This is a genomic window from Pseudoalteromonas sp. NH0006-46 (assembly GCF_057547735.1).
On record NZ_BAAJML010000003.1, the window covers coordinates 189,046 to 213,385 of the forward strand.

The 24,340-nt window shown below is 40.7% G+C and carries 15 protein-coding genes; 1 reads left to right on the forward strand and 14 read right to left on the reverse strand.

Annotated elements, in window-relative coordinates:
* Positions 1 to 41: 41 nt before the first annotated feature.
* The 8 genes from AC27I2_RS08630 to AC27I2_RS08665 form a co-directional block, all read right to left on the reverse strand.
* Positions 42 to 347, reverse strand: a complete 306-nt coding sequence (locus AC27I2_RS08630; RefSeq protein ID WP_487204006.1) for a hypothetical protein — start codon at positions 345 to 347, stop codon at positions 42 to 44.
* Positions 344 to 5,092 carry an RHS repeat domain-containing protein gene (locus tag AC27I2_RS08635; RefSeq protein WP_487204007.1) on the reverse strand — a complete coding sequence of 1,583 codons (4,749 nt, stop codon included), beginning with the start codon at positions 5,090 to 5,092 and terminating at the stop codon, positions 344 to 346. The genes AC27I2_RS08630 and AC27I2_RS08635 overlap by 4 nt, the downstream gene beginning before the upstream one ends.
* A 187-nt stretch (positions 5,093 to 5,279) precedes the next feature.
* The gene (locus AC27I2_RS08640) at positions 5,280 to 6,014 is read right to left on the reverse strand and encodes a hypothetical protein (protein WP_487204008.1); all 735 of its coding nucleotides are present in this window, start codon (positions 6,012 to 6,014) and stop codon (positions 5,280 to 5,282) included.
* A 676-nt stretch (positions 6,015 to 6,690) separates the two neighbouring features.
* On the reverse strand, positions 6,691 to 8,946 hold the full coding sequence (locus tag AC27I2_RS08645) for an acyl-CoA dehydrogenase (RefSeq protein WP_219422054.1): 2,256 nt from the start codon (positions 8,944 to 8,946) through the stop codon (positions 6,691 to 6,693).
* A 460-nt stretch (positions 8,947 to 9,406) separates the two neighbouring features.
* On the reverse strand, positions 9,407 to 10,435 hold the full coding sequence (locus tag AC27I2_RS08650; protein ID WP_487204009.1) for a zinc-binding dehydrogenase: 1,029 nt from the start codon (positions 10,433 to 10,435) through the stop codon (positions 9,407 to 9,409).
* A gap of 9 nt (positions 10,436 to 10,444) precedes the next feature.
* Complete coding sequence (locus AC27I2_RS08655) at positions 10,445 to 11,857, reverse strand: TolC family protein (RefSeq protein WP_487204010.1); 1,413 nt, start codon at positions 11,855 to 11,857, stop codon at positions 10,445 to 10,447.
* Positions 11,850 to 15,002, reverse strand: coding sequence for an efflux RND transporter permease subunit (locus AC27I2_RS08660; RefSeq protein ID WP_487204011.1), 3,153 nt, complete (start codon positions 15,000 to 15,002; stop codon positions 11,850 to 11,852). Before AC27I2_RS08660 ends, AC27I2_RS08655 begins: the two co-directional genes overlap by 8 nt.
* Positions 15,003 to 15,011: 9 nt before the next feature.
* On the reverse strand, positions 15,012 to 16,181 hold the full coding sequence (locus AC27I2_RS08665; protein ID WP_138530392.1) for an efflux RND transporter periplasmic adaptor subunit: 1,170 nt from the start codon (positions 16,179 to 16,181) through the stop codon (positions 15,012 to 15,014).
* Between the two features lie 120 nt (positions 16,182 to 16,301).
* Here AC27I2_RS08665 and AC27I2_RS08670 point away from each other — a divergent pair, with 120 nt between their 5' ends.
* Positions 16,302 to 17,240 (forward strand): LysR family transcriptional regulator, encoded by a 939-nt coding sequence (locus tag AC27I2_RS08670; RefSeq protein ID WP_058404095.1) that lies wholly within the window; start codon positions 16,302 to 16,304, stop codon positions 17,238 to 17,240.
* Here AC27I2_RS08670 and AC27I2_RS08675 read toward each other — a convergent pair.
* The 6 genes from AC27I2_RS08675 to AC27I2_RS08700 all read right to left on the reverse strand — a co-directional run bounded on the left by AC27I2_RS08675 (position 17,237) and on the right by AC27I2_RS08700 (position 24,239).
* Positions 17,237 to 18,271 carry a GGDEF domain-containing protein gene (locus tag AC27I2_RS08675; RefSeq protein WP_487204012.1) on the reverse strand — a complete coding sequence of 345 codons (1,035 nt, stop codon included), beginning with the start codon at positions 18,269 to 18,271 and terminating at the stop codon, positions 17,237 to 17,239. The two genes, AC27I2_RS08670 and AC27I2_RS08675, sit on opposite strands and share 4 nt — an antisense overlap.
* Before the next feature lie 105 nt (positions 18,272 to 18,376).
* Positions 18,377 to 19,348, reverse strand: coding sequence for a GTP 3',8-cyclase MoaA (moaA, locus tag AC27I2_RS08680; protein WP_058552957.1), 972 nt, complete (start codon positions 19,346 to 19,348; stop codon positions 18,377 to 18,379).
* A gap of 202 nt (positions 19,349 to 19,550) precedes the next feature.
* Positions 19,551 to 21,842 (reverse strand): xanthine dehydrogenase family protein molybdopterin-binding subunit, encoded by a 2,292-nt coding sequence (locus AC27I2_RS08685; RefSeq protein ID WP_487204013.1) that lies wholly within the window; start codon positions 21,840 to 21,842, stop codon positions 19,551 to 19,553.
* Between the two features lie 12 nt (positions 21,843 to 21,854).
* Entirely contained in the window at positions 21,855 to 22,343 is a 489-nt protein-coding gene (locus AC27I2_RS08690; protein ID WP_487204014.1) for a (2Fe-2S)-binding protein, read from the reverse strand.
* 276 nt (positions 22,344 to 22,619) lie between these two features.
* Positions 22,620 to 23,216, reverse strand: coding sequence for a nucleotidyltransferase family protein (locus tag AC27I2_RS08695; RefSeq protein ID WP_138530384.1), 597 nt, complete (start codon positions 23,214 to 23,216; stop codon positions 22,620 to 22,622).
* A 3-nt stretch (positions 23,217 to 23,219) separates the two neighbouring features.
* Positions 23,220 to 24,239 (reverse strand): XdhC family protein, encoded by a 1,020-nt coding sequence (locus AC27I2_RS08700; RefSeq protein WP_487204015.1) that lies wholly within the window; start codon positions 24,237 to 24,239, stop codon positions 23,220 to 23,222.
* Between the last annotated feature and the right edge of the window lie 101 nt (positions 24,240 to 24,340).

The following is a 24,340-nucleotide window of genomic DNA, read 5'->3' on the forward strand; positions in this document are numbered from 1 at the left end:
ACCACAGGGCGAGGCTTTGGATTTAACTGTGGTTTTCCAGACTATTCAGGAAGCTTTCTTGAGCGAATTAAAAAAATCACTCTTTTTAAAACGATGTCTAAAACGTAAGCTACAGTCATTCCAAGTAGAATGGCTAACATAAAAGAGTTGTTAGTAACAATTTCAGTATTTAGTAAAAGTAACAATTCTTCAGCTAAACCAATGATTAAGCTTAAGCCCATTGATATAACCATGAAAACCAAAGCTACAACTGAGTCATCATATTGAATTTCGGCAAACTTAATTACCGCACTAAAAAAAGCACCAATAGCTGTTAACCATGTTACTGGATATTTAAGAAACGTCATTTCTTTTCAAACTCCTTTTTATCCAATGGTTTATCGTATCCCGGTGTTGAGGTATTGGGCGTAGGAGGTTTTGCTCCTGCGGCCTTTAATATACCTGAAACATAAGAGTTAGAATTGTTACCTTCTTCTGTATTATCTGGAAAGAAATCATAATCAGCTTTATCATCATAGTTCTTATCTAATTCAAACAGTTTTTTAATAAACGCATCTTCATTCTTATATGCGCTAGGAATCTTAACATCTAACCCACCAGTATGTGGTGCTGCATCATTTTCTCTGTTGATATTACTTACTAAGTTTTCTCCTAAAAATCCTTCAGGTCCAGCGCCTAGAGTAGCGTATCTCTTTCCATCTGTATCAACATTAGAATATATGCTTTTATCTAATCCAGATTGATTGTCAGGTTTTATTCGAATAAGTGTGTGAGAATCGCCAAGTGCAACTTCGTGCCACTGGACTTTTACCTCACGACCATCAGGGTCAACATACTTATATGGATTATTATTTGCGTAAGCATAACGGTTAAACGTATGAACATTGGTAAACCCAACAGGATCATTAGAATAAAAACGCCCGATAACTGGATCATAGTATCGTGCCTGCATATAACTCAACCCTAAATCGGTGTCGAATTTATGGCCTGTGTAGCCTAAGTCATCTTTAGGAGCCTCTATCGATTCACCAAATGGGCGAGTATGCTGGCGGCTTTCATTCACTGTTTGCGGTGTAACATCACCATATTTAGCAATCAGTTTTTTACCTAAGTAAATATAGTTAGTGCCGTTGCCTGTGATGGTGTCGCCTTTTTCTCTGTAAAGTAATGTACCATCTTGGCTGTACATTGAATAGCTGGTGCCATTGCCATCGGTCTGTTTTACGCGGCGGTTATGACCATCATATAAATAACTATTACCTTTCGCTGTGGTAAGTTGATTGGCCGCATTAAAATCTAAACTATATGCGCCGTTGTTAGTAATATTTCCGCGGGTATCATAGCCTATTGAGCCATACCGACCACTTACGCCTGTTACACTTCTTAAGCGGTTTTTTGTATAGTCGTAGGTATAATTAAGTGTTTTACCTTTGCTTTGGTAGTAGGTGATGTTGCCTAAACCATCGTAGCGTAACGTGCTTGAGCCAATACCGGAGCCACCTATCGTGCGGGTTAAACGGTCGAGGCCGTCATACTGTAAATTAGTTAAACTATAGGCGCTGTTTTGACCATCTATAATAGATGTCACATTTGCATTATGGTCGTAGTCATAAGTGAGTGACATCACCGTGCTTGGAATACTTGACCCTGTGGGGCCGGTGTCTTTAAGCTGTTTGGGTAATAAGCTATCTGCATGCAAGGTGGTTTTATGGGTAACGCCATTACCATAAGTGAATGAATCAAGCATGCCATTTGCATAATATTCAGCGTTTTTGGCAAAACTTAAGGCAACGTTGCCACTATTATACGCTTGTACTTCTGTTGGTTCACCAAAGCCATTTGGGTTTAACGTGACGGTTGTTCCATCTGGGTAGCCTATATGCGATGTGTGCTGTAAGGCATTATAACTATAATTGAGCATTAAAGGCTGCTCGCTACCGACGAATAACTGTTCATCTTCTAATAGGTTTTGATTATTATAGCTATAGCGATGCGTCACGTCTCCCGCTGTTAAGGTGATGATATTGCCATTATTGTCGCGCTCATACGTTATATCGCCTGAATTATCTGGGTAATCAACTTGATATAAATCATCTAGATTATCGTAGCTATAGCGTGTAGGTTGACTTGGTATTACAGAGGTACACTCGGTATTACTAACCCCTGTTTTACTCCATGTTATTTCGCCTAATAAATTGTAATTAAATAACGTGTTACCGGTATCTGGGCGAGTTGTTAAACAAAGCTGCTTATTACTATCATAGTAGCGGTTTTCAGTGGTACTGGTTAATGCACCTGATTTATTAGGGCCTGTTTGCTGTATAGAGTGAGTCAGGCCAAAAACATCAATGTCGAGTGATGTGGTAACTTGCTCTGGTGACTCTATTAAAATTGCACGCTTATAAGTCGGTGAACCAAATGCCTGATAAGTCGTGGTTGTTGCGTTGCCTTCTGCATCCGTTACTTCAATTTTGTTACCTGATAGGTATGCATAATTGACTGTCCCCATGCCGCTGGTTGTTCGGCTTTTCATTCTGCCGAGCGCATCGTACACCGAGCGAACACCTTTATTCTCTTGCGCGTTACTGCTCATGTGTGATTGAAATAATGGCTGGTTTAAGTAGTCATACTTATAATTTTGATAGCGAATACTATTTTCTGCGGCACTCTTTGCGCTATCTTCCAATTTTAGTTGAGTAAGTCGTAGTAGGTTGTCGTATTGCTCGGTGGTTTTAAAGGCAACCGCATCATTGCAAGCTGTTCGTGCGCTATTTAGCGTGCATTTTGAAATAGTCCGCGTATTTGTATTATCATTCCACGTATATAATGTGTCATACCAATTACCATAAGCAGCATCATTGCTTAAATCTACTGATTTAATACGGCCAATCGCATCGTAGGTATAATTGGTTGATACACCATTAAAATCGGTTATCCGTGTCACCCAACCATTGATATCAACGGCTCTACTCGCATTCATGTTTCCTGTTGTAAACCTATCAGGAACTGTGATGAGCTGCGGTACACCGCGTTTGTAGTTTGCATATTCAATAAACCTATTCACGTTGCTTACTGAATGCTTAGAGTTAAACTCTATTCGCCCCACATTACCTTCATCTGTATAATCAGTGAATGTACGCTGGAGTTGACCAAATATATAAACCTTTGAAGGTAATTGTTGATTCGAAAAGTAGTTATTTGGAAAAGTACTATAGTTAATACGTTTGGTTTCTGTATAGCTTTGCCCATCCTTGGATACTTTAGTTATCGTGGGTAAATTTAGAACCCAATTAGATATATCATGTTGATAAAATTGTTTTGTATAGCGCTTATTGGTACTAAAATTGTTAAATTCGCTAGTAGTTTGATAAAATCCAAAGCTGTCAAAATTACTGTACCTAGTAGTAAAAGAGTCGCCATTTTCTGTAACCTTTTTCTCGATTAACCTGCTTCTTTTGATATCTCCTTTATATCTCAAACCAGGATAAGCGCCCCGAAAAGTCTGGCCTAGTTCGGGCCCAAATTGATATGCGAAATAATGTGTTCTAACTAGTTCGTTGGCTTTACTGAAGTGCCTTTGGTATTTGGCTCTGCCCTCACCGGCTCCGTTTGTATAGAACTCAAACTTCACTTTACTCTGGTCAGGATTTGTGACGGACACATTCGGGCCATCATACTCGAAATCCCAAGAGTAATTTGGTAAGTCTGGTCCGTCAACCATTTTTTTTGTGACACTTACGGTCTCATAAACCTTATCCCACCCACTATTGTAAGCCCAACCTGGAGATGTCGGATCATAAGAACACCTCCCATTAATACTCCTTGCATTAATGCGACTGGGCTTTATGCGCACAGTCTCAGCTAATTCAAACTCGGCGGTACTGCCATAAGGGCTTGTCACTGATACAGTAAAATCAGGTAGTTTACAAGCTTCGCCAATGAGTGCTTCGAAATATAGGCGCCCCAAGTCAAAAGACCAATACCGGTTATCAGGCAGAGTTACTTTTTCTAAAATGGAAGGTCTTACTGCTGTTGCAGGTTTATAGTCATACTGCCATGTTCTTCCCTGCGTAGATACCGTCGAGATGTTATCTCCACTATATTGAACAGTAATTTCACGGCCATCATTTGCGTAGACTTTCTTCAGTTTACCATCACTTTCATAAGAGTATCGGACCCAATTACCATGAACATCTTTTACTTCGGTGGCTAGCATTGTGGCATAACTCGCGCCGGTAATACTGTATATCGTACTAGCACCACCCTTACCTTTTGGGTAGATTCTGATGTACGGAGCTTGCATGAATACTAACTTATTAAACTTCCAACGGTCACCATTTGGTGCAATCGCGATAAAGCCTTGCCCGCCGCCAATAACACTACTTATGCATTCGAATTTCCAGTTATTCTTAGTTATTTTCTTGGTATTGCTGCCCCAGTAATTGCCATTAGGGCTATCCAGTATTTCTTGAGTGCTTTGACCCGGGATTGAGATATATGTACCATTGGAATACGTTTCCTCACCGTAAAACCATTCAGGCACTATTATCTGAGCGTTCCAGTTAGGGGTTAAACTAACCCCTCCATCAGCAGTAGCCCATCGATTTGGTAATTGATAATAGCCTCCCGAAGCATCGCGAGCTGAACAACGATTACTCTGCCACGAAGGTTGCTCTCGCCCAAATTGAACAATATTATTTCCTATTTTTTCTGTACTCGTCCAGCCATTGCTATCGTAGAGCACTTTTTGCACTACTTTTCTGTAAATTTTTGGTAATTGAAGCTCCCAGTCACCAAAACCTGCACTCTGTTGCGGATGATATTTGGTTGCTTGACTAACATTCCTTCGAATTGCAACTTCTAATTGCGAATTACCAGGAAGAACTACGTCGGTATGAGAGAAAGATAAGCTTCCGGAATAAGGGTCGATAGAATCACCGTAAGAATCTACGGTGAGCGGTTTCATCGATGAATCAAGTGCGGTTGTTTCTGAGGATTTAGAAAATAGTTCAGGCTCTGCCATTTGCTGCTGAGAGCCACCGTCTATATCAATCAGTAGAGAATTTTCTGCAAAACTTGGTAAGCTAAACATCAATAAACACATGACTAAAGTAAGATTTTTTAGTTTAAAGGCATAAGATTTAAAAGTGGGTAACATAGCTTTTTTGTGTACTTTTTTACTTAAAGAATGCATATGAGTACTCGTTTTATCCTTAAACAATACAATAAAAGCCGTTAATAAGTTAAATTTAATAGTAATTGATATTGATATATATTTTTTATAATCCATTACTTATTAATCCTTGTGTCTCAGCCTCGGGGCTTCCTAATAAATCTGTATGAATGAATATAATTTTTTTTGTATTGTTTACATCAAAATCTTTAAAGATCACATCACTGGTTATCCAGCCACTTTTTATGGCTTTTGCACATATTCGCTTACTTGCACTTAATGTAAATGTGCCCGTGTATTGACTAAACCCTGATGTGCCACATACGGTGCCTATATTCACTAATTTGTAATGATGCGAGCTACCTTGCGATGAACTGATTGATATTGCAGTGCTTGCTGAAATGCTGGCACTACTGGGAGAAATAACCGGTTTGTTTAGTTTACTTTGAGTGGGAGCTGCAATAAGTGGGCTCACTAAGTAACCACTGCTTTTATAGGTATACGGGGTGTTGAACGTATACACATTCACTGCTTTAATTCTAAAGCGATAATTTTGTTTGCCCGTTAGTTCGAATCGATAATTATTATATGTATTACTTGATGTAAGAACACGGTAAGCACCTGCGTTTTCAGACACCTCAACCGTAAATGTTTTAGAAGTATCACAACTGCCATTACACGGTAATGAACCAAAAGAGCGGGTTAAAAGCGCTGTTGAGGAAGCGTAAGAAAAACTGACGTTGCTACCATCAGTTCCTCCGCTCCATGATATATTAATGCTACTGCCGTTACGGGCATAATTAAAATTGGTGGGCGTTTCCGGTGTCTCAAATATATCCACTCCACCTGGGAAGGGGAACCCACCAGCGAAGCTAACGGAACTGAAGATCAGTAAGTATAGATATAGAGGTGATGGAATTATTCGTTTGTTAGCCTTATAAAACATATTTTTTCCTTAAAAAGAGACAAGTATATATTATTACTTTTATTTAACATCTACAATCATCACTTTCTATGAAAGATACATTTCAGCAACATCTATTGCATGCTTATTTAAAAACATTCAATTTTACAACCCTATTTTTTACCTCAATTATATTCTCTGCTTTTTTGCAGTAAAAAAGCATATGATAACTTTTAACCTGTTAGCAAATAAAACTGCGCGACTGTGCTTGCTCTTTTGGCTAAAACTTATCTCTTTTTATAGCATCATCCGCACATCGTTCATTAAGTGGGCGTCTATAGCGTTAAACCCAAACTACATGCATGGAAATAACGGCATGATTACAGCTTTTATTTTTAGTTAGTCATTCAAGCTCTATGCTAGTAGCTTTTGCAGTTACTGATATTCGCTCGTCGTTTTCTGTTTAGATTTCCACATTAACTCTCTTGTGAAGTCGCTTGCCTACTTCGCCTACGGATTATTATTAGCATAATCATAACAGTATTTCTACACGCAAAAAAAAGCGCCCGAACTGCTGGGCGCTGATATTGTTGAATTAAATTAACTCAAAATATTACTGGTTAACAACACTTTTAAGTGGGTTAACTGGTTGTGCGTTGTCATCTAATATGTTCATATCAAAATCAAACTCATCAACACGAATCGCTTTTTCACGCTTTTTGTTGTAATCAATTAACTGAGCAAACTCAGCGTCTGTAATTACGTTTGCAGCAAGTGCGTTTTCAAGGGTGATGCTAAAGCGAGCACCTGGCTTGATAGTTCTTGCACGTAGTGCTTTTTTAACTTTTGCAAGTTCAGCTAGTGATGCAATTTTAGCTTTGTAAGCTTGCTCGTTAATGTGATGGCCGTCACCTTCGATAGGCTTAACTAAATGCGTTATTTGCGCTTTAAAGGCTGTATCAAGCTGTGCTTGTTCAGCTAATTCGCGAATTAAATCATCGCTGATTTTTGGCATTTTAGTTGAGTAGTTCATCGTAATAAAACGAATAAACTTACGAGTACCACTTGCAGGGAAGTTATCTAAGAACTTGTGCAATGCTTCTTCTGCGCTTTGTAGTGCAAAGCGAGTTGCATAGTGGAAGTAAGGTGCTGCTTGCTCGCGCTCGCTGCTCGCTACTTTTTGCTCGTAGTATTTGATTGATGCCATAGCTGCATACAAGAAGCTCATTACATCGCCTAAACGTGCTGATAGCATTTCAGCTTGCTTTAATTTACCGCCAAGTACTAACAACGAGAAGTCAGCGTATACTGCAAGTTTTGCAGATAGTTTGTGTACTGCTTTTTCGTAGTCACGTACTTCTGGTAATGCTGAGCTTGCGCCAGCTGTAAATGGTAATACACCTAAGCGGAATGCACGTAAGCTGTTTGCTGTACTGTAACCAATTGTTTTACGTAAAATACCGTTGAATTCTGCATCAGCGCCTTTGTCGTCGCTGTGGATTGATTCAACCATAGATTGTAAATATGGGTGACAACGCATAACACCTTGACCAAAAATCATCAGGTTACGAGTAAGAATGTTTGCGCCTTCTACAGTAATTGCAATAGGTTGTGCAACATAGCCACTAGCTAGTGTATTTTGCGGACCATTTTGAATCGCTTTACCTGCTTGAATATCCATCGCTGAATCAAGCACATCACGGCCAAGCTCTGTCATGTGGTATTTAGCAATTGCAGTTACTACCGATGGTTTTAAGCCCATGCCTAAACCTTCAGTTGTCAGTACACGCATTGCTTCTTGTAGGTATGTTTTACCCGCAATGTCAGCAAGCTTTTCTTGAATACCTTCAAACTGACCGATTGATAAGCCAAACTGCTCACGCACTGCTGCGTATTCAGATGCAGACTTAAGTGCAACTTGCGCTGTACTTACACCTAGCGCAGGTAATGAAATACCACGGCCAGCGCCTAGACAGCTAACCAGCATTTGCCAACCACGGCCGATGTTTTTCTGTCCACCGATAACAAAATCCATTGGTACAAATACTTTGTTACCACGTGTAGTACCATTATAAAAACGGATACCCATTGGATCGTGGCGGTTACCAAGTTCTACACCTGGGTGCTCTTTTGGAATAAGTGCACAGGTAATACCTAAGTTTTCTTTACCACCTAGTAAACCATCAGGGTCAACAACTTTAAAAGCTAAACCAAGAACAGTCGCAATTGGTGCAAGTGTGATGTAACGCTTGTCCCATGTAATTTCAAGGCCAAGTACTTCTTCGCCATTGTGTATACCTTTAGTAACTTTACCAACGTCTGGAATACCGCCTGCATCAGAACCCGCCTCTGGGCTAGTTAATGCAAAACATGGAATGTCTGTACCGTTTGCTAAGCGTGGTAAGTAATGCGCTTGTTGCTCTTGTGTACCAAAATGAAGAAGTAGTTCACCCGGACCTAATGAGTTAGGTACCATTACCGTTACAGCAACCGCAGAACTTTTAGTCGCGATTGTGCCAACAATTGTTGAATTAGCGTAAGGGCTAAACTCTAAACCACCAAACGATTTAGGAATGATAAGCGAGAAGAAACGCTCTTTTTTCAAAAATTCTAAAATGTCATTTGGTAAGTGAATGCCATTTTGAATAACTGAATCATCAATCATGCCCAATAGCTCTTGTACAGGGCCGTCAAGGAATGCTTGCTCGTCAGCTGTTAAAGTAGCTGCTGGAACATCACGTAATGCACTGAAATCAGGCTTACCTTGATAGATAGAACCTTCAAGCCATACATCACCCGCGTCTAGCGCTTCTTGCTCAGTGATAGAAATACTTGGTAAAACTTTTTTTAACTTTGTACGTAAACTCATGATTGAACTCATCCGACCAGATAAATAATACCTACATTACGTCATAAAAATCGCTTTAGATCAATTACTCTATCCAATTAATTAACAGTTTTTTCAAATTATTTTCTTTACCCGAACGTAAACTGTTGAAACACAAAGGCTTACACTTGTACGCTGAAAATAGTATTTTTTTAAAAATTGATGAATAAAACGCCGCGCTAAGGCATCAAATAATAGATCATGAGAATAATGCCCGCTTTTTTGAATTGTTTTCTGAAATAGATCGCGCTTTAGTTTTAAAAATATAAGCCTGATTTATTGGATAAAACAAGGAGAGTTAACACGTTAATTATGTGCTATGAGATCATTCGTTTTTTATAAAAATGCACAGCACGATTGGGCTTATTAAAATAAATATACAAGAAAAAAGGCATAAAAAACGCAGCTTAAATACGCTGCGTTTTGTATTAACTAAAGCGTGTTAACAGCCTATTTGTACGACTTGCTTGCCGGTAAATCCACCCGCTAACTGTGTATTTAGAGCATTAGAAACCGCGCTTGCGTTAAACTCAACAGGCGTTAGGGTCGGAGCTTTAATGTCGCCATTATTAGCTCCCTCTATTAACAAATTGCCCATAAAGCTTAAACGCTGTTGGGCACACAAACTATTAGCCAACCATGCACCACCAAGCGACACAACACTAATATTAGGTGCACGCTTATACATTAAATTTTGGTCAAAACATGGCAATGGATTTAAACAGGCTATTTTGCCGCAAAATCGCATTAGTTCGATATTTCGCGCTGTAGACTCGCCACCCACGGTATCTATAACTGCATCAAATCCCTGCGGGCCCAGCTCCCTTCGAATTTTTTCACACAACTTTTTATCGTTGTAGTCAAACACAACATCCGCGCCGAGCTGTTTAACAAGTTTGTGATTTTTTTTAGAAGCAGTTGCAAATACATCGGCTCCTCGCTGTTTAGCATACTGAATAGCAAACTGGCCCACAGCGCCAGCACCACCGTCAATAAATACAGTTTGACCTTCTGTGATACTAATTTTATCGAGGCTAATAAGCGCCGCCATTCCGGCACAAGGCAGTACGGCAGCAACGGCTGGGTTTAAAGTTGATGGTACAACAGATACTGCAAAGTTAGGTACTTTGGTGTATTCACTTAATACCCCTTGTCCACCTACGTTTGCATGCCACATAACACGCTCACCCACATTAGGAAAGATCCCTTTGCTTGCTTTTACAACAACACCCACCGCATCTAGCCCCAAAATATGCGGGTACTGCCACAAGCAAAAACCTGATTTTGCAAAATGCCCATCAACAGGGTTTAAGCCAACATATTCTACCTTTATCAATAGCTCGTTATCTGAACACTCAGGTACGGGTATCTCAATGTCAGCTAAACTTATTTGCTCATTAGGCGTTTCTAATACAATGGCACGCATTGTTTGCGGTATAGTATTTTGCGCTAAAATATCAGTATCAGACATCGTTAAACTCTACTTATTTGTGTTACTTAATGCATAGCTCCAACGCCCATTAAATGACTGGTACGCATTGACCTTTGCAAGTAACGATAAAATGGTTGTTTCAACTGCATTTTCTTGCGCTATTAAAACATCCTGACGGGCATCTAACAACTCTAGATAAGGAATTTGACCTTCCTCATACATGGCCTCTGCCTGTAAAAAGGCTTTATTAGCAAAGTCATAACGCTCATCTGCAAAGTTTTTTTGCTGTGCCTGATTAACCATTCCCTGCAACGAGAGCTCACTTTCACTAAGTGCTTTAAGAACAATGTTTTGATAATCGTTGTAGGCTGCTTCACTTAATAATTGCTGCGCATCGCGCTGTGCTAAAAGAGCAGGGTAACTTAATAATGACCATTGTAATTGAGGTGCTATTTGCCACTGCTGCTGTGTGTCGCTAAACCCATTACTGCCTAAGCTAAGCACACCTGCAAAAGCACTTAGGCTTACATCTGGAAGCAATGCTTTACTTGCAGCCACACTTAAGCTGTTGGCTTGGCTAAAATCATAAAGTGCACGGCTAATATCTGGCCTCAATGCAATAGCGGCATTTGGCTTAGCAAGTGTTACGTTAAACTTGTTGGTTAAAACGCTCTGTTCGTTAGTCAACTTGGTGTTTTGAGTTAAACGACCGGTTAGCACTGAAAGGGTTGATAAATCACTGTACTTTGCAAACTCAATGGCGGGAATTAACGCTTGTTGCTGACGTAATTGCGCCATAGTTCGATTTAAATCAAGTTCGCTTGCAACGCCTTCATCAACACGTGCCTGTAGTACATCAATACTTTGCTCAAGTGCTTCTATTTGCAGGCTAATAATACGCTGTTTTTCAACATTACCTTGATAGCTTACAAACCCTTTTACAACGGATGAGACAACTTCAATTTGTAATAAGCGAACTTGCTCTGCTTGGCTCATGGCTGATGTATTCGCTGCATCAACCAAAGCAGTAATTCGCCCAAATAAATCAAGCTGCCAATCAAGCGCAAAATTAGCGCTTGATTGGCGTGTATTTGTATTACCTAAGCCACTTCTTTGAGCGCCTATTTCAATACCACCTTGCGGTAAATATTGTGCTTTTTGCTCACCCAGCCTAGCTAATGCGCTTTTAAGCACAAGCTGACTTGTTTTTAAGTCGTAGTTTTTAGCCAAAGCATCTGTTACTAATTGATTGAGTTGCTTAGACTCAAGCCCCAGCCACCAGTTGGTTTCGTCTGCACCGCTTATTTGTTCAGCTACTGCAGCATTTGCAACAAATTCGTTAATTGCATTTTGCTCGCTACGTGTATCTATTTTGCTTGCACAGCCAGACAAAAATGCAGCCATTAACACAGTGGCAACCGTTAGCTGTGTTTTAAATTGCTTAGTTATTGGTTTAGTCATTTGACAACTCCTGTGCGTCGTTTTTTTTCTTTACAACGAGCATGTAAAACACAGGTGTAAATAATAACCCAAAAACGGTTACGCCAATCATCCCTGAGAATACGGCATTCCCCATTGCATGGCGCATTTCTGCTCCCGCTCCAGTTGCAAGTACAAGCGGTATAACACCCGCAGTAAAAGCAATTGATGTCATTAAAATTGGGCGTAAACGCATACGACACGCCGCTAATATGGCATCTATATGGGATAACCCGGTATCGTTTTTATCTTTTGCAAATTCAACCATTAATATCGCATTTTTAGAGGCCAAAGCCACCAATACAATGAGCGCTATTTGCGTAAAGATGTTGTTGTCTGAACCAACAAACCACACGCCAAGTAATGCTGAAAATATAGTCATTGGAACAATTAAAATAATTGCCAATGGCAAGCGCAAGCTTTCATACTGTGCAGCCAAAACCATAAACACAAGGAGTACAACTAATGGGAACACATATACCATAGTGTTACCTGCTAATACTTGCTGATAGGTTACTTCAGTCCACTCATATTCAATCCCAGTGGGTAAGTTATCGGCCAAAATAGCTTCTATTGCTAGCTGTGCTTGATCTGAGCTAAACCCGGGTGCTGGACTACCATTTAACTCAGCGCTTGGATAGCCGTTGTAGTGCATTACACGATCTGGGCCTATTGTTGGCGTCACCGTCAGCACTGAGCCTAATGGCACCATGTTCCCTTTGCGATTTCTTACTTTAAGATTAAGAATTTGATCTGGGTCTAGACGATAATCAGCATCTGCTTGCGCATTTACTTGGTATGTTCGGCCAAACATATTAAAGTCGTTTACATACACAGAACCTAAGTAAATTTGTAAAGCATTAAACACTTCGTCAAGCGCAATACCTTGAATTAACGCTTGTTCGCGGTCAATATCAATATCCATTTGTGGTACTTGAATTCTAAAGCTTGAGTAAAGCCCCATGAGTGCTGGGTCTTGTTGTGCTTTGCCAATCACTGTTTGTAAACTGTTAAATAACGCTTCGAAGCCTTTGTTTGCTCTGTCTTCAATTTGTAGTTTAAAGCCACCTGTAGTGCCTAAACCTTGAATTGGCGGCGGTGGAAATACCGCGACAAACGCTTCGTCAATTGCTGCAAATCGCTGATTTAGCTGCGCGGCTATAGCCATGGCAGATTGACTTGGATCTGTACGGTTCTCAAATGCGTCTAACGGGGTAAATACTATGCCGCTATTAGGGTTGTTAGTAAAACCATTCACTGATAAACCAGGAAAGGCAACCGTATTAGCAACACCCGGTACTTCAAGTGCAATTTGCTGCATCTGTCTAAGCACATCTTCTGTACGGTCAAGGCTTGCTGCATCAGGTAGCTGTGCAATAGCAACCAAATATTGCTTATCTTGCTGTGGAATAAACCCACCTGGCACCGTGTCAAACAGTTTAATGGTTCCGCCAACTAAGGCCACATAGCCAACCATTACAATAAAGCTCATACGAATTAGTTTTTTAACTAATTTTTCGTAGCCTTTTGCGCCACGGTCAAATACGCGGTTAAAGGGTTTAAATAACCAGCGGCCAAATAGTTTATTTAACAAACGCGTAAATGCATCTGGTTTAGTATCGTGAGACTTTAACAACAGTGCTGCTAATGCTGGCGACAGCGTTAACGAGTTAATCGCCGAAATAACAGTCGAAATAGTAATTGTTAATGCAAATTGCTTATAAAATTGACCTGAAAGTCCGGTAATAAATGCCGTTGGAATAAATACCGCACATAATACCAATGCAATGGCAATAATTGGCCCTGTTACTTCGCTCATAGCAACGCGGGTTGCTTCAAGTGGCGAAAGCCCTTGCTCAATGTTACGCTCAACGTTTTCAACCACTACAATGGCGTCATCGACCACAATACCAATAGCAAGTACCAACCCAAACAACGATAAAGTGTTAATAGATACGCCTAACCACTGCATTACCGCAAAAGTACCAATGAGTGAAATAGGCACCGCAATAAGTGGAATAATAGAAGCTCGCCATGTTTGTAAAAATACAATAACAACAATAACAACCAGCACAATAGCTTCAAGCAAAGTAGCAATAACAGCGTCTATAGAGCCACGAACAAATACTGTAGGGTCGTAAACAATGTCGTATTCAACACCTTCAGGGAAGTCTTGTGATAAACGCGCCATGGTTTCTCGTACTTGGTCTGAAAGTTCTATTGCATTTGAGCCTGGGCGCTGAAATATAGGCATAGCTAATGCGGGTTGCGAGTCAAGCTCAGCACGTAGTGAGTAGCTATCTTGCCCAAGCTCTACGCGGGCAATATCAGTAAGGCGTGTTATTTGCCCTTCATCACCCACTTTAATAATTACTTGTTCAAACTCTTCAATACTGTTTAAACGGCCTTTTACATTTAACAATACTTGAAATTGGCTGTCGTTAGAAACAGGCTGAGCACCTAAACTACCCGCTGCAACTTGTTGGTTTTGCGAGCGAAGCGCAGTTACCACGTCGGTCGCGGTCAGCGCTCGTGCAGAAAGTGCATCGGGGTTTAACCACACACGCATTGAGTATTTACCGGCGCCAAATAAGCGAATGTCGCCCACACCAGATAAACGAGCAATTTCATCTTTTATATAGAGATCTGCATAGTTAGATAAGTACGCAGTATCGTGTGATTTTTCAGGAGAATATAAATGCACCACCATAGTTAAATCGGGTGATGATTTTTCAGCGACTACGCCTAAACGCTGCACTTCCTCGGGTAAACGAGGCAATGCACTGTTTACACGGTTTTGTACTTGTACTTGTGCACGGTCTAAATCGGTGCCTAATGCAAAGGTCACCGTTAGTGTCATACGACCATCGCTGGTTGCTTGCGAAAACATATATAGCATGTTTTCTGTGCCGTTAATTTCTTGCTCTAGTGGCGTTGCTACGGTTTGTGCTATTACCGTTGGGTTAGCACCTGGGTAACTTGCAGTTACAACCACGGTAGGCGGTACTACTTCTGGGTATTCACTGACCGGCAGTTGGAATAACGAAATACCACCAGCAATTAAAATGACCAACGACAGCATGGCCGCAAATATGGGTCGCTGTATAAAAAAATGTGAAAATTTCATCTAAAAACCTTATTGCTTTGCGACTAAGCTTGAATCGTCATTGGTCAGTGTGAATGCAACATCACTGCTATCAATGGTTACTTTATTAGGTGCCACTGGCATGCCTGGTCCAACGCGAGCAGGGCCATTTACTGCGATTACATCGCCCTCTGAAAGGCCTGACGTGACCGCGCGAAGAGAGCCATAACGCTCACCCACTGTCACTAATTTGTACTGCAGCACGTTGTTTTCACCAACAGTAAGTACAAATCGGTTTTTTAAGTCAGTCCCTATCGCTCTGTCTGGGACAATTATTTGCTCTGTTACTGAATTAGCAGCAAGCTTAATGCGCGCAAATGAACCTGCACGTAGGTGACTGTTATCTTCGTCAAATACGGCGCGTACACGCAGCGTACCGGTTGATGAGTTAATTTGATTATCAATAAAGTTAATGTAACCTTTGTAAGCAAACCCACGCTCGCCTACTTTTTGCATTACTACCGGTTGACGGCTTTGTGCGGTTACATTACTGAAGTCGCTGTTCCATGTGCGCTCATCTACGTCAAAGTAGGCATACATTTTTTCGTTAGAAACAATACTGGTTAACACACTTTGCCCTGCAATAATGTTGTTACCTTTAGTTATATTGGCACGCGAAATCACACCATCAATTGGTGACACTATGGCTGTAAATTCTAAATCAAGTTTGGCTGAGGTTAATTGCGCTTGTAATGCTGCAAGTTGTGCTTCGCGTTGGCGTAATACAGACGTTCGTGACTCTGCTTGTTCCGTTGAAATTGCTTTACGCTCAGTTAATCGCTCAGCGCGTTTAGCCTCGCTTTTTGCTTGTTCAAGTGCAGCTTGCGCACTACTAACCTGCGCTTTTAAACTGGCAACCACTGCCGCAAACGGACGGTCATCTAACTTAAATAATACATCGCCTTTTTTAACTAGGTCGCCTTCATTAAATGTAATCGCTTCTATAACACCTGACACTCGAGGCATGAGTGCAACTTCTTGCGGTGACTCTAAGCGAGTTGTATAGGTGTGCCAGCTTTGTACTGGTTTAACAAGTACGTTAGCAACATCGATAGGTTGAAGAAATTGCGCTTGAGCCGAAGGCGGTGTGCTTTCATCTGCACAGCCGGCAAGTGTTAAAAATGCGCCTGCAAATGCAGCAGCGATAAGGTGTTTTTTCATGAAGACGCTCCTTTAATTGATTAAGAACGCATACTACGGCTTATACCTGCGGACAAAAACCATAGATTTTTAAATTCATTAATGCCAAAATGGCATTAATAGTGTTTTTATGGTGGTTTTATGGATACGACAAGTCGGCTTTTGATGTTGCTTGAAGTGGTTGAGCAAGGCTCTTTTGCTAAGGCTGCTGAATTACGTAACATTGACCGTTCTGTGATCTCAAAACAAATTAGTCGTTTAGAAGATGAACTAGGGGTTAGATTACTAAACCGCACTACCCGCTCATTTTCACTTACTGCCGCCGGCGCAGAAATGATAAAAAAAGCCGGTGAGCTACGAGAACTACTAGGCGAAACCGTGCGAATGGCCGAAAACTACCATTTAGAGCCTCGTGGCGTCCTTAAAATAACCTCATCAACACTCATTGGTAGGCGCTACTTACAACCTGTACTTAATGACTTTCAAAAGCGTTTCCCTCAAGTTGAAGTTGAATTAAGACTTGATGACAGATTAGTTGATATTGTATCTGAAGGGTTCGATTTAGCATTTCGAATTGGTGAGCCAAAGGATTCATCCCTAATCGCCCGCAAAATTGCCCGTAATCGCTTGTTAATTGTTGCCGCTCCCGAATTTATCAGCACGTATGGTATGCCAGCCACAATGGAAGAATTAGCCGATTTACCTGCCGCAAGTTATGCCAGTAACTCGATGAGAGTTGAAACAGTTGACTATTACAATAGTTCGGGTGAGCCATGTGAGCAAAAAATAAAAAGTGTATATCGCGCTAACGATGCTGAAGCACTACTTATGAAAGCAATCTCTGGTACAGCTTATTTTGTAGCGCCGGCATTTATAATCGGTGACGAAATTACCGACGGTAAATTAATACCTATATTAACGGATGTAAAGTTAATGGATTACAGTGCAATGTATGCTGTTTATCCGCACAGAGATTTACCTGTACGTACACGATTATTTTTTGATGCAGTACGCGAATATTTAGGAAAAGATAAACCAATATGGGAGCACGGTATTCCAAACTTTGAGCAAATGTATTAGGCAGGTATTAGTTCAGAATTTTTATGCTCTTTCGAATTAGCATACACTTTATTGCGGCCTAAACGTTTTGCTTTATAAAGTTGTTTATCGGCTGCAATAAAAATGGATTCGAGCGAAGAGTTAACCTGATGACTTGCCACACCCACACTGATGGTGAGCATTATTTTTTTACCGTCTATATTAAACTCCGTCTTCTCTACTGTCGCTCTTAGTTTTTCAGCAGCAAGTAAAGCGTTCTCTTTTGAATCAAACGAATGAATAACGGCAAATTCCTCACCACCCACCCTAAACACGTAACCCTTTGCTAAGGTTACTCTTAAAAGCGTAGCAATCTCAGTAAGTACCTTATCCCCTACGTCGTGGCCAAATTTGTCGTTTATTTGTTTAAAGTAATCTAAGTCGAGTAAAAATAAATAGGTATTTGTTTTATCAATAAGTTCCACTTCAAAATAATGATTCATTGATAACCGGTTACCCGCACCCGTTAGTGGGTCAAGCAGTGCTAGATTTTTTAAACGTTTGGATGAAAGCGCACGGCTTCCCTCAAAAATATGCGATACAGTCCAAATACTGACGTACGCTAATAGTAAATTAATTGCCATATTAAAATTAACAATTGATTCGCCAGTATATTTACTAAATAGAGTTAACGATTGAATAACAAGTACTGTGCTTGAAAAGAAGATACCGTAACGCTTACCCATCAACAGATAACACAATACGGGTATGGCAAAAGACCAAACAAATAATCCATATTTGGGGGCTGATATAAGGTTAGCGTAAAGAACTATAATGCACACCAACACGCACATGACAACTGATTGCCAAAACCGTAATGCATGTTTGTTTAAGTGATAAATGGTATATAAGCAATAAACTGAAAAACACAGTTCTAAAAAACCGAGGAAGAACACACCACTAAATACGTTTAAAACGCTAAAAAACAGTGACACAGAGCCAAAAAACAAACACATCCATACAAGAACATGCTTTCTTAATGCTTTGGTACTATTTAGAGCAGTGATATCCATTCAATTAACTCAGTAATGTCGAACTAAGGAATTATTCTACCGTGTAATAAATATATAACAAGTGTAACTGAGTGTTATTCGGCCATATTGTAGTAATTTTAACCGCTAACCACCTAGCATCGAAAGGTTTGTTGTGACCCCGGTTTCACCCTGATGCAATAAATGTGTTGGCTTTTTAGTTTTAATATAAACAGAGAGCTGATCTATAAGTGCTTGGCTTGAGCTTTCATTCATGTATTCACGTAATGAGATGCCTTGCTCTGAAAACAGGCAAAGGTGTAGCTTACCTAAAGACGACACCCTTAGCCTATTACACGAACTACAAAAATCATTACTGTAAGGCATTATTAAGCCAATTCGGCCTTGGTAATCTGGATGATAAAACTCTTCAGCTGGGCCCGCTGTAACACTTCTAATGATTGGCTGCCAACCCGCTGCACGCAATCGCGCTTTAATTGACTGACCCGATATATGGTTTGCATCAAAAAATGCTTTGTTGTCATTTGTTTGCATCAACTCAATAAAGCGCATAGTAACTGGGCGGTGCTTCAAATACGCTAAAAAGGTATCGAGCTCTTGGCCGTTATATTGCTTCATTAGTACACTGTTTATTTTTACCGATTCAATGCCACTATCTAACGCGGTGTCGATGCCTTTCATCACTGTATTAAATTTATCGTGACCAGTAATGGTGTTAAACATTCTTGCATCAAGTGTATCAATACTCACATTAATCGCATTAAGGCCTGCATCTACCCAATTGTTAATGTGTTTATGCATTGAAAAGCCGTTTGTTGTAGCCGCTATTTTTGTAATGCCTGAGGTATCTTTTGCTGCACGAATAACATCTATAAAATCTTTTCTTAGGGTGGGTTCACCCCCGGTAATACGCAGCTTAGTAATACCATGATGTGCAAAAGCACTGATCGTATTACTGATCTCATTCAGTGAAAGGAACTCTCTATCATGGTCACATTGGTAGCCATCGGGTAAACAATAAACACATTTGAAGTTACACACATCGGTGATCGATAAACGTAAGTAACTAAATTTTCGCCCTGCTGGGTCGATGAGCATAAATAAACCTTAACCTTACTTTTTTAAACAGAGCCCGTTGAGCCTTGAGCGTTGAATTGCTTTATGCTTACACAGTACCACATGGGTTGACTCGTATTTAAACTAATTCTGAGGGTGCAAATACCTCTCAAAATTAAACATCTCTAATAAATCGCACTGCAAAAGCGTGTAAACTAAAGCTTTACACGCTTTTAGCGTTTAATTAGGCTTTTAAGCCCTTTAAAACTGCACTTGGTTTCATTGGCAAGTCGCGTAAACGCACACCTACTGCATTGAAAATAGCATTACCAATTGCTGGCGCAACGCCAATAACACCTGGCTCCCCTAACCCTACAGGAAACTCGTCGCTTTGCACAAATTCAATGTCCATGTCTGGTACGTCTTGCATTCTTAGCGGCAGATAAGTGTTAAAGTTTGTAGCAGCTACTTGGCCGTTTTTGTATGAGTTGGACTCATGTAAGGCCATACTGGCTCCCCACAATAATGACCCCTCTAATTGCGCTAATGCGCCATCAGGATGCACTATTAAACCGGCATCAACAACAGCATATAACTTTTTAAGGGTAATTTTGCCATCGCTTTTGTTAACGTGAACATGTGCTGCGGTGCCAATCCATGCTGGCATATGGCGCTCTTGCCCTGAACTAACTGAAAAACCAATGCCTTCGTTTTCATTGAGTTTTATTGAGCTGACCTTGTCTGACACTTTTTTGAGTACATCATGTAATCGGCGCGCGCCACCTACACTTTCTGGTGCTTTACCCGCTTGTTTGCCTTTACCGTCAAGCATTGATAATCGAAACTTAACCGGATCAATACTTTGCTTATGAGCTATTTCATCTATAAAAGACTCAAGACTCCAAACAATCCAACCAGGGCCAACTGAACGTAACCAACCTGGTGTAAATGTGCTCTGCGCTAACTCGTTGTTAATAGCACGAGCACGATGGTTGCTCATGCTGTACCAGTGATCGGCACCAGAGGCAGAAAACGAATCAAATTTACCATTACCATCAACACCCGGAGCTAAAAAGCCTGGCGCCATTGCTTTGGTTGGCCAACCTGCAGCAAAGGCATGTTCTAACGCACTAAGCTCACCCGTTTCACTAAACGAGGCTGTTAACTTAGCCGTAGATGCCGAGCGAGACTGATCAAATAAACTGTCATCGGCGCGAGTAAACACGAGCTTAACCGGTTTACCTATTGCTTTAGCTGTTAACGCAGCGGGTACCGTCCAATCGCCGAATAATCGACGGCCAAAACCGCCCCCCAAGTAATAAGGACGAATTATTACGTTATTTTGTTCTATATCAAGGGCTTTAGCTAACGCCGGTAACGTAAGTGATTGCCATTGGTTACCCGTATGCACAATCCAATTTCCGTCTTTAAATTCAGCTATGGCATTAAGTGGTTCTAACTGGTAATGACTTGCTGTTGCGGTGGTGTAGGTTGCATCAAATTTATTTTTTGCATCAGCTAGGACCTTAGGCGTGTTACCCTCATCTACAAATAAAGTACCAGATGCGCTATCGTCACATAATTTTTTGCCCTGCGCTTGAATATCGGCTTCAGAAACGTTAGCAGTGTTACCTACTTTGTAATTAACATTTAAGGCATCAACCGCTTTAATTGCACTGTGATAATTATCAGCCAGTACAACCACCCATCCCTCAACGGTATTACTCGGATCGTTTAATATTTCAAAACCGCGGTAACCTTTAATTGCTTTTGCGCCACTGTCATCAACACTTGTTACTTTACTTCCATATCGTGTTGGAGGAATAACCGGACGTGCATACACCATCCCTTCTATTTCAACATCAATACCATACACCGCTGTACCGTTTGTTTTAGCTGGTATATCTAATGCTTTAAAATCTTGATTTAAACCCGTTAAATGACGTTTATTGGCTGGTTTTAAAGGGAGCTGTGCGACCTCTTCACTTGTAAAGGTACGATTAAACTCACCTTTTTGTACAATATCGGCGTAGCTTACTGATTGTCCACCCGCAATAATTTGCCCTTTTTGTGCAATGCATTGCTCTGGTTTAACCCCTAGCATTTTAGCCCCTGCATCAATAAGCGCTAAGCGCCCTGCGGCACCAGCTTGTGATAGCGGTTTAAAGCTTTGAAACACTGACCACGAACCGCCGGTAACCATATATCCCCATTTTTCATGGGTGTCTACGTAAGTAATCGATACCTTATCCCAATCACACTCTAGTTCGTCGGCCACTATTCGCGCCAATGCGGTGCCAATATGCTGGCCCATTTCCGCTTTAGCTATACTAACCTCTACCTCACCATTGACCCCCATAGTCCACCAAATAGTTGGTGAAAATGCCTGTTGTGAAATTGATTCTTTGGCGCTCAAAGACCCTGTAAATAACGCAGGTGCAAATGCCATCACTAGGCCCGCACTAGCACTGCCAATCATAAATGAACGACGATTTAAGTTGACGGTTTCGCTATTTTTTTGAAATAATTTTTTCATTATCCGCTCCAATTAAACGTCTTGCTCATTTGGGTTAAACATTTGTACTGCGCTTTGTGATTCATCAGCCGCACGTTTTATTGCCGACTTTATACGTTTGTAAGCCATACAACGACAGTAATTACCATTCATATGATTGACAATTTCTTCATCAGTTGGTGATGGATTGTCTGCAAGCAATGTTGCTGCTTGCATAATCTGGCCAGACTGACAATATCCACATTGCGGTACTTGCTCATCAACCCATGCTTTTTGCAGCGGATGTTCGTTATTAAGACCTTCAATAGTAGTAATATTTTTACCTGCTACAGCAGCAATAGGTAAAACACATGAGCGCGTAGCCTGTCCATCTAAATGCACAGTACAAGCACCACACATTGCTATGCCACAACCAAACTTAGTGCCCTTTAGCCCAATTTCATCGCGAATAACCCATAACAAGGGTGTATCTTCACTTGCATGTGATTCAATCACTTTGCCATTAATTGTAAACGTTACCATAACTCGCCCCTTGAATAAGCTTTCAATCAACTGCACCGCGAGTTGTGCTGAACAGTTGGAGTACCATTAAAATTAAAGCAACTTGACCCTTCAACATTGCTCTTAAGTAGTGCACGCAAGTTTACACGCTGCGCAGTATGCCTTTGCGCTTACAAATATTGATGAAGTCTTGTATTTGCAAGGCATCTAAAAATTTTCAATTAAAGTTTAGTTTGTTTTTTATATTTGACCCGAACCTGCTTCGATAGATTTATAAGCGATAGTGCACGTTAGTAACTAAGTCCCTATTTTAGAGGCGTAGCGTTTTAACTGCTCAACGGTGTCTATATCTGTGCCTGCCTGGTTAATTAAAATGCTGTTTACAATATCACCCGAGCTCCGAAGTAAGTGTTGCGCACCTTTGTCAGTCGTTAAAGTGGTGAGTAAATCAAAATCATCATGAGGAAATATTGCTGGCACACCTAAGCGCTTTCCGTAGTTAGCACACCATCGGGTAGGAGTTTTCTGAAATCGAGTAACTAAAAGCTGAATATCGCAAGTCTCTAATTCAACCTGATCTGCTAGCGTAAATAAAATACCATCCCAATCACCACTATGCTTTAAGTGATTGGCTGCAAGCGCAATTGATTTACCTAAACCTTGATGCCAATGTAAATTATGAATAATTTCAATGTTATTACAGTGCTTAAGCGCTTGAGTAATTTCGCTATGCCACGCACCAGAAACAATATAAACAGGGCTTGCGTCTAACTGCTGTAAAACTTCAACTGCACGCGCGATCATGCTTTTATTGTTGCCAACATTAGCTATTAATTTACACCCATTAAAACGAGACGATTGCCCGGCGGCTAACAATACTTTTGCTATGCGCATACTTTATTGGCCCCAATTACTGAGGGATTTAGCATCTTTATTAGAAAGCACAGCATGTATTTCACTAATAAGTGACAATGCAATACTTTCTGGCGAGTCGCCACCCAAATTAAGTCCTACAGGACCAAAAACAGGTGCTTTAACATCCTCAACAGCTGTATTGGCTTGCTCAAAAACCTGTGCGCGTCGGTGCTTTGGACCCAGCAATCCCATATATTTTAAATTAGATTGGCTCAACGCAAAAAGTGCATTTGCATCAAGCTCAACACTGTGCGCCATTAATATGCTGGCATCTACCTTTTGCATTTCACAATATTGAGCGAGCTCTTGTGGGGGACAACGTAAAATTGTATCTGCCTGCTGAAAATATTGCCTTTTAGCATTAGCTGCACGCGGATCCCATACGGTCACGATCCAACCTAGTTGCTTTGCTATCGAATAAACTGCAACAGCATCGGCACCGCCACCCACAATTAAAATATGGGGGGCTGGGTATACGGCTACTTGTAGCCAATGCTGATTATTTTTTTCAATGATTTGTGCTTTACGATTAACAGAAAGGCCATCAGAAACATTACGTTTTGAAAAAACGCCCTGCCCCAGCGCACAAACAGGTTGAACTGGTTGTGAATAGTAACCTGACACTTTTTCTTTTAGGGCATTAAAAATTGAATCGAGACTTAAGTATTCATTGGCAGCATTCACTGGCTGTAAAACAATATGAACAATACCACCGCAACCAATGCCTAATTGAAAAGTTAAATCATCCTCGTCAGTTGCGTCATAAGTAATGGTTTTTGATTTTAAAGAGGTCATTACTTGTTTAGCGTGGCGCTGAATATCTGCCTCTAGGCACCCACCTGAAAGCATACCTAAACGCTGGCCTAGGCTAGAAATAAGCATCATAGCGCCTAGCTTGCGGTAGCTGGAGCCTTCAATTTTGTACAATGTTGCCAATACCCATTGCTGTTCGTCTCGCAAAGGGTGCCAGGTAGCCAGCATGCTTTTTAAATCAGTTACCATATATGTGCCATTAGAGTCCTTTAATTATGTATTTTTCAAAATATACAAATATTACTGTGATTAACTGACTAACTTTAAAACGCCTTACCTTACGTTGAACC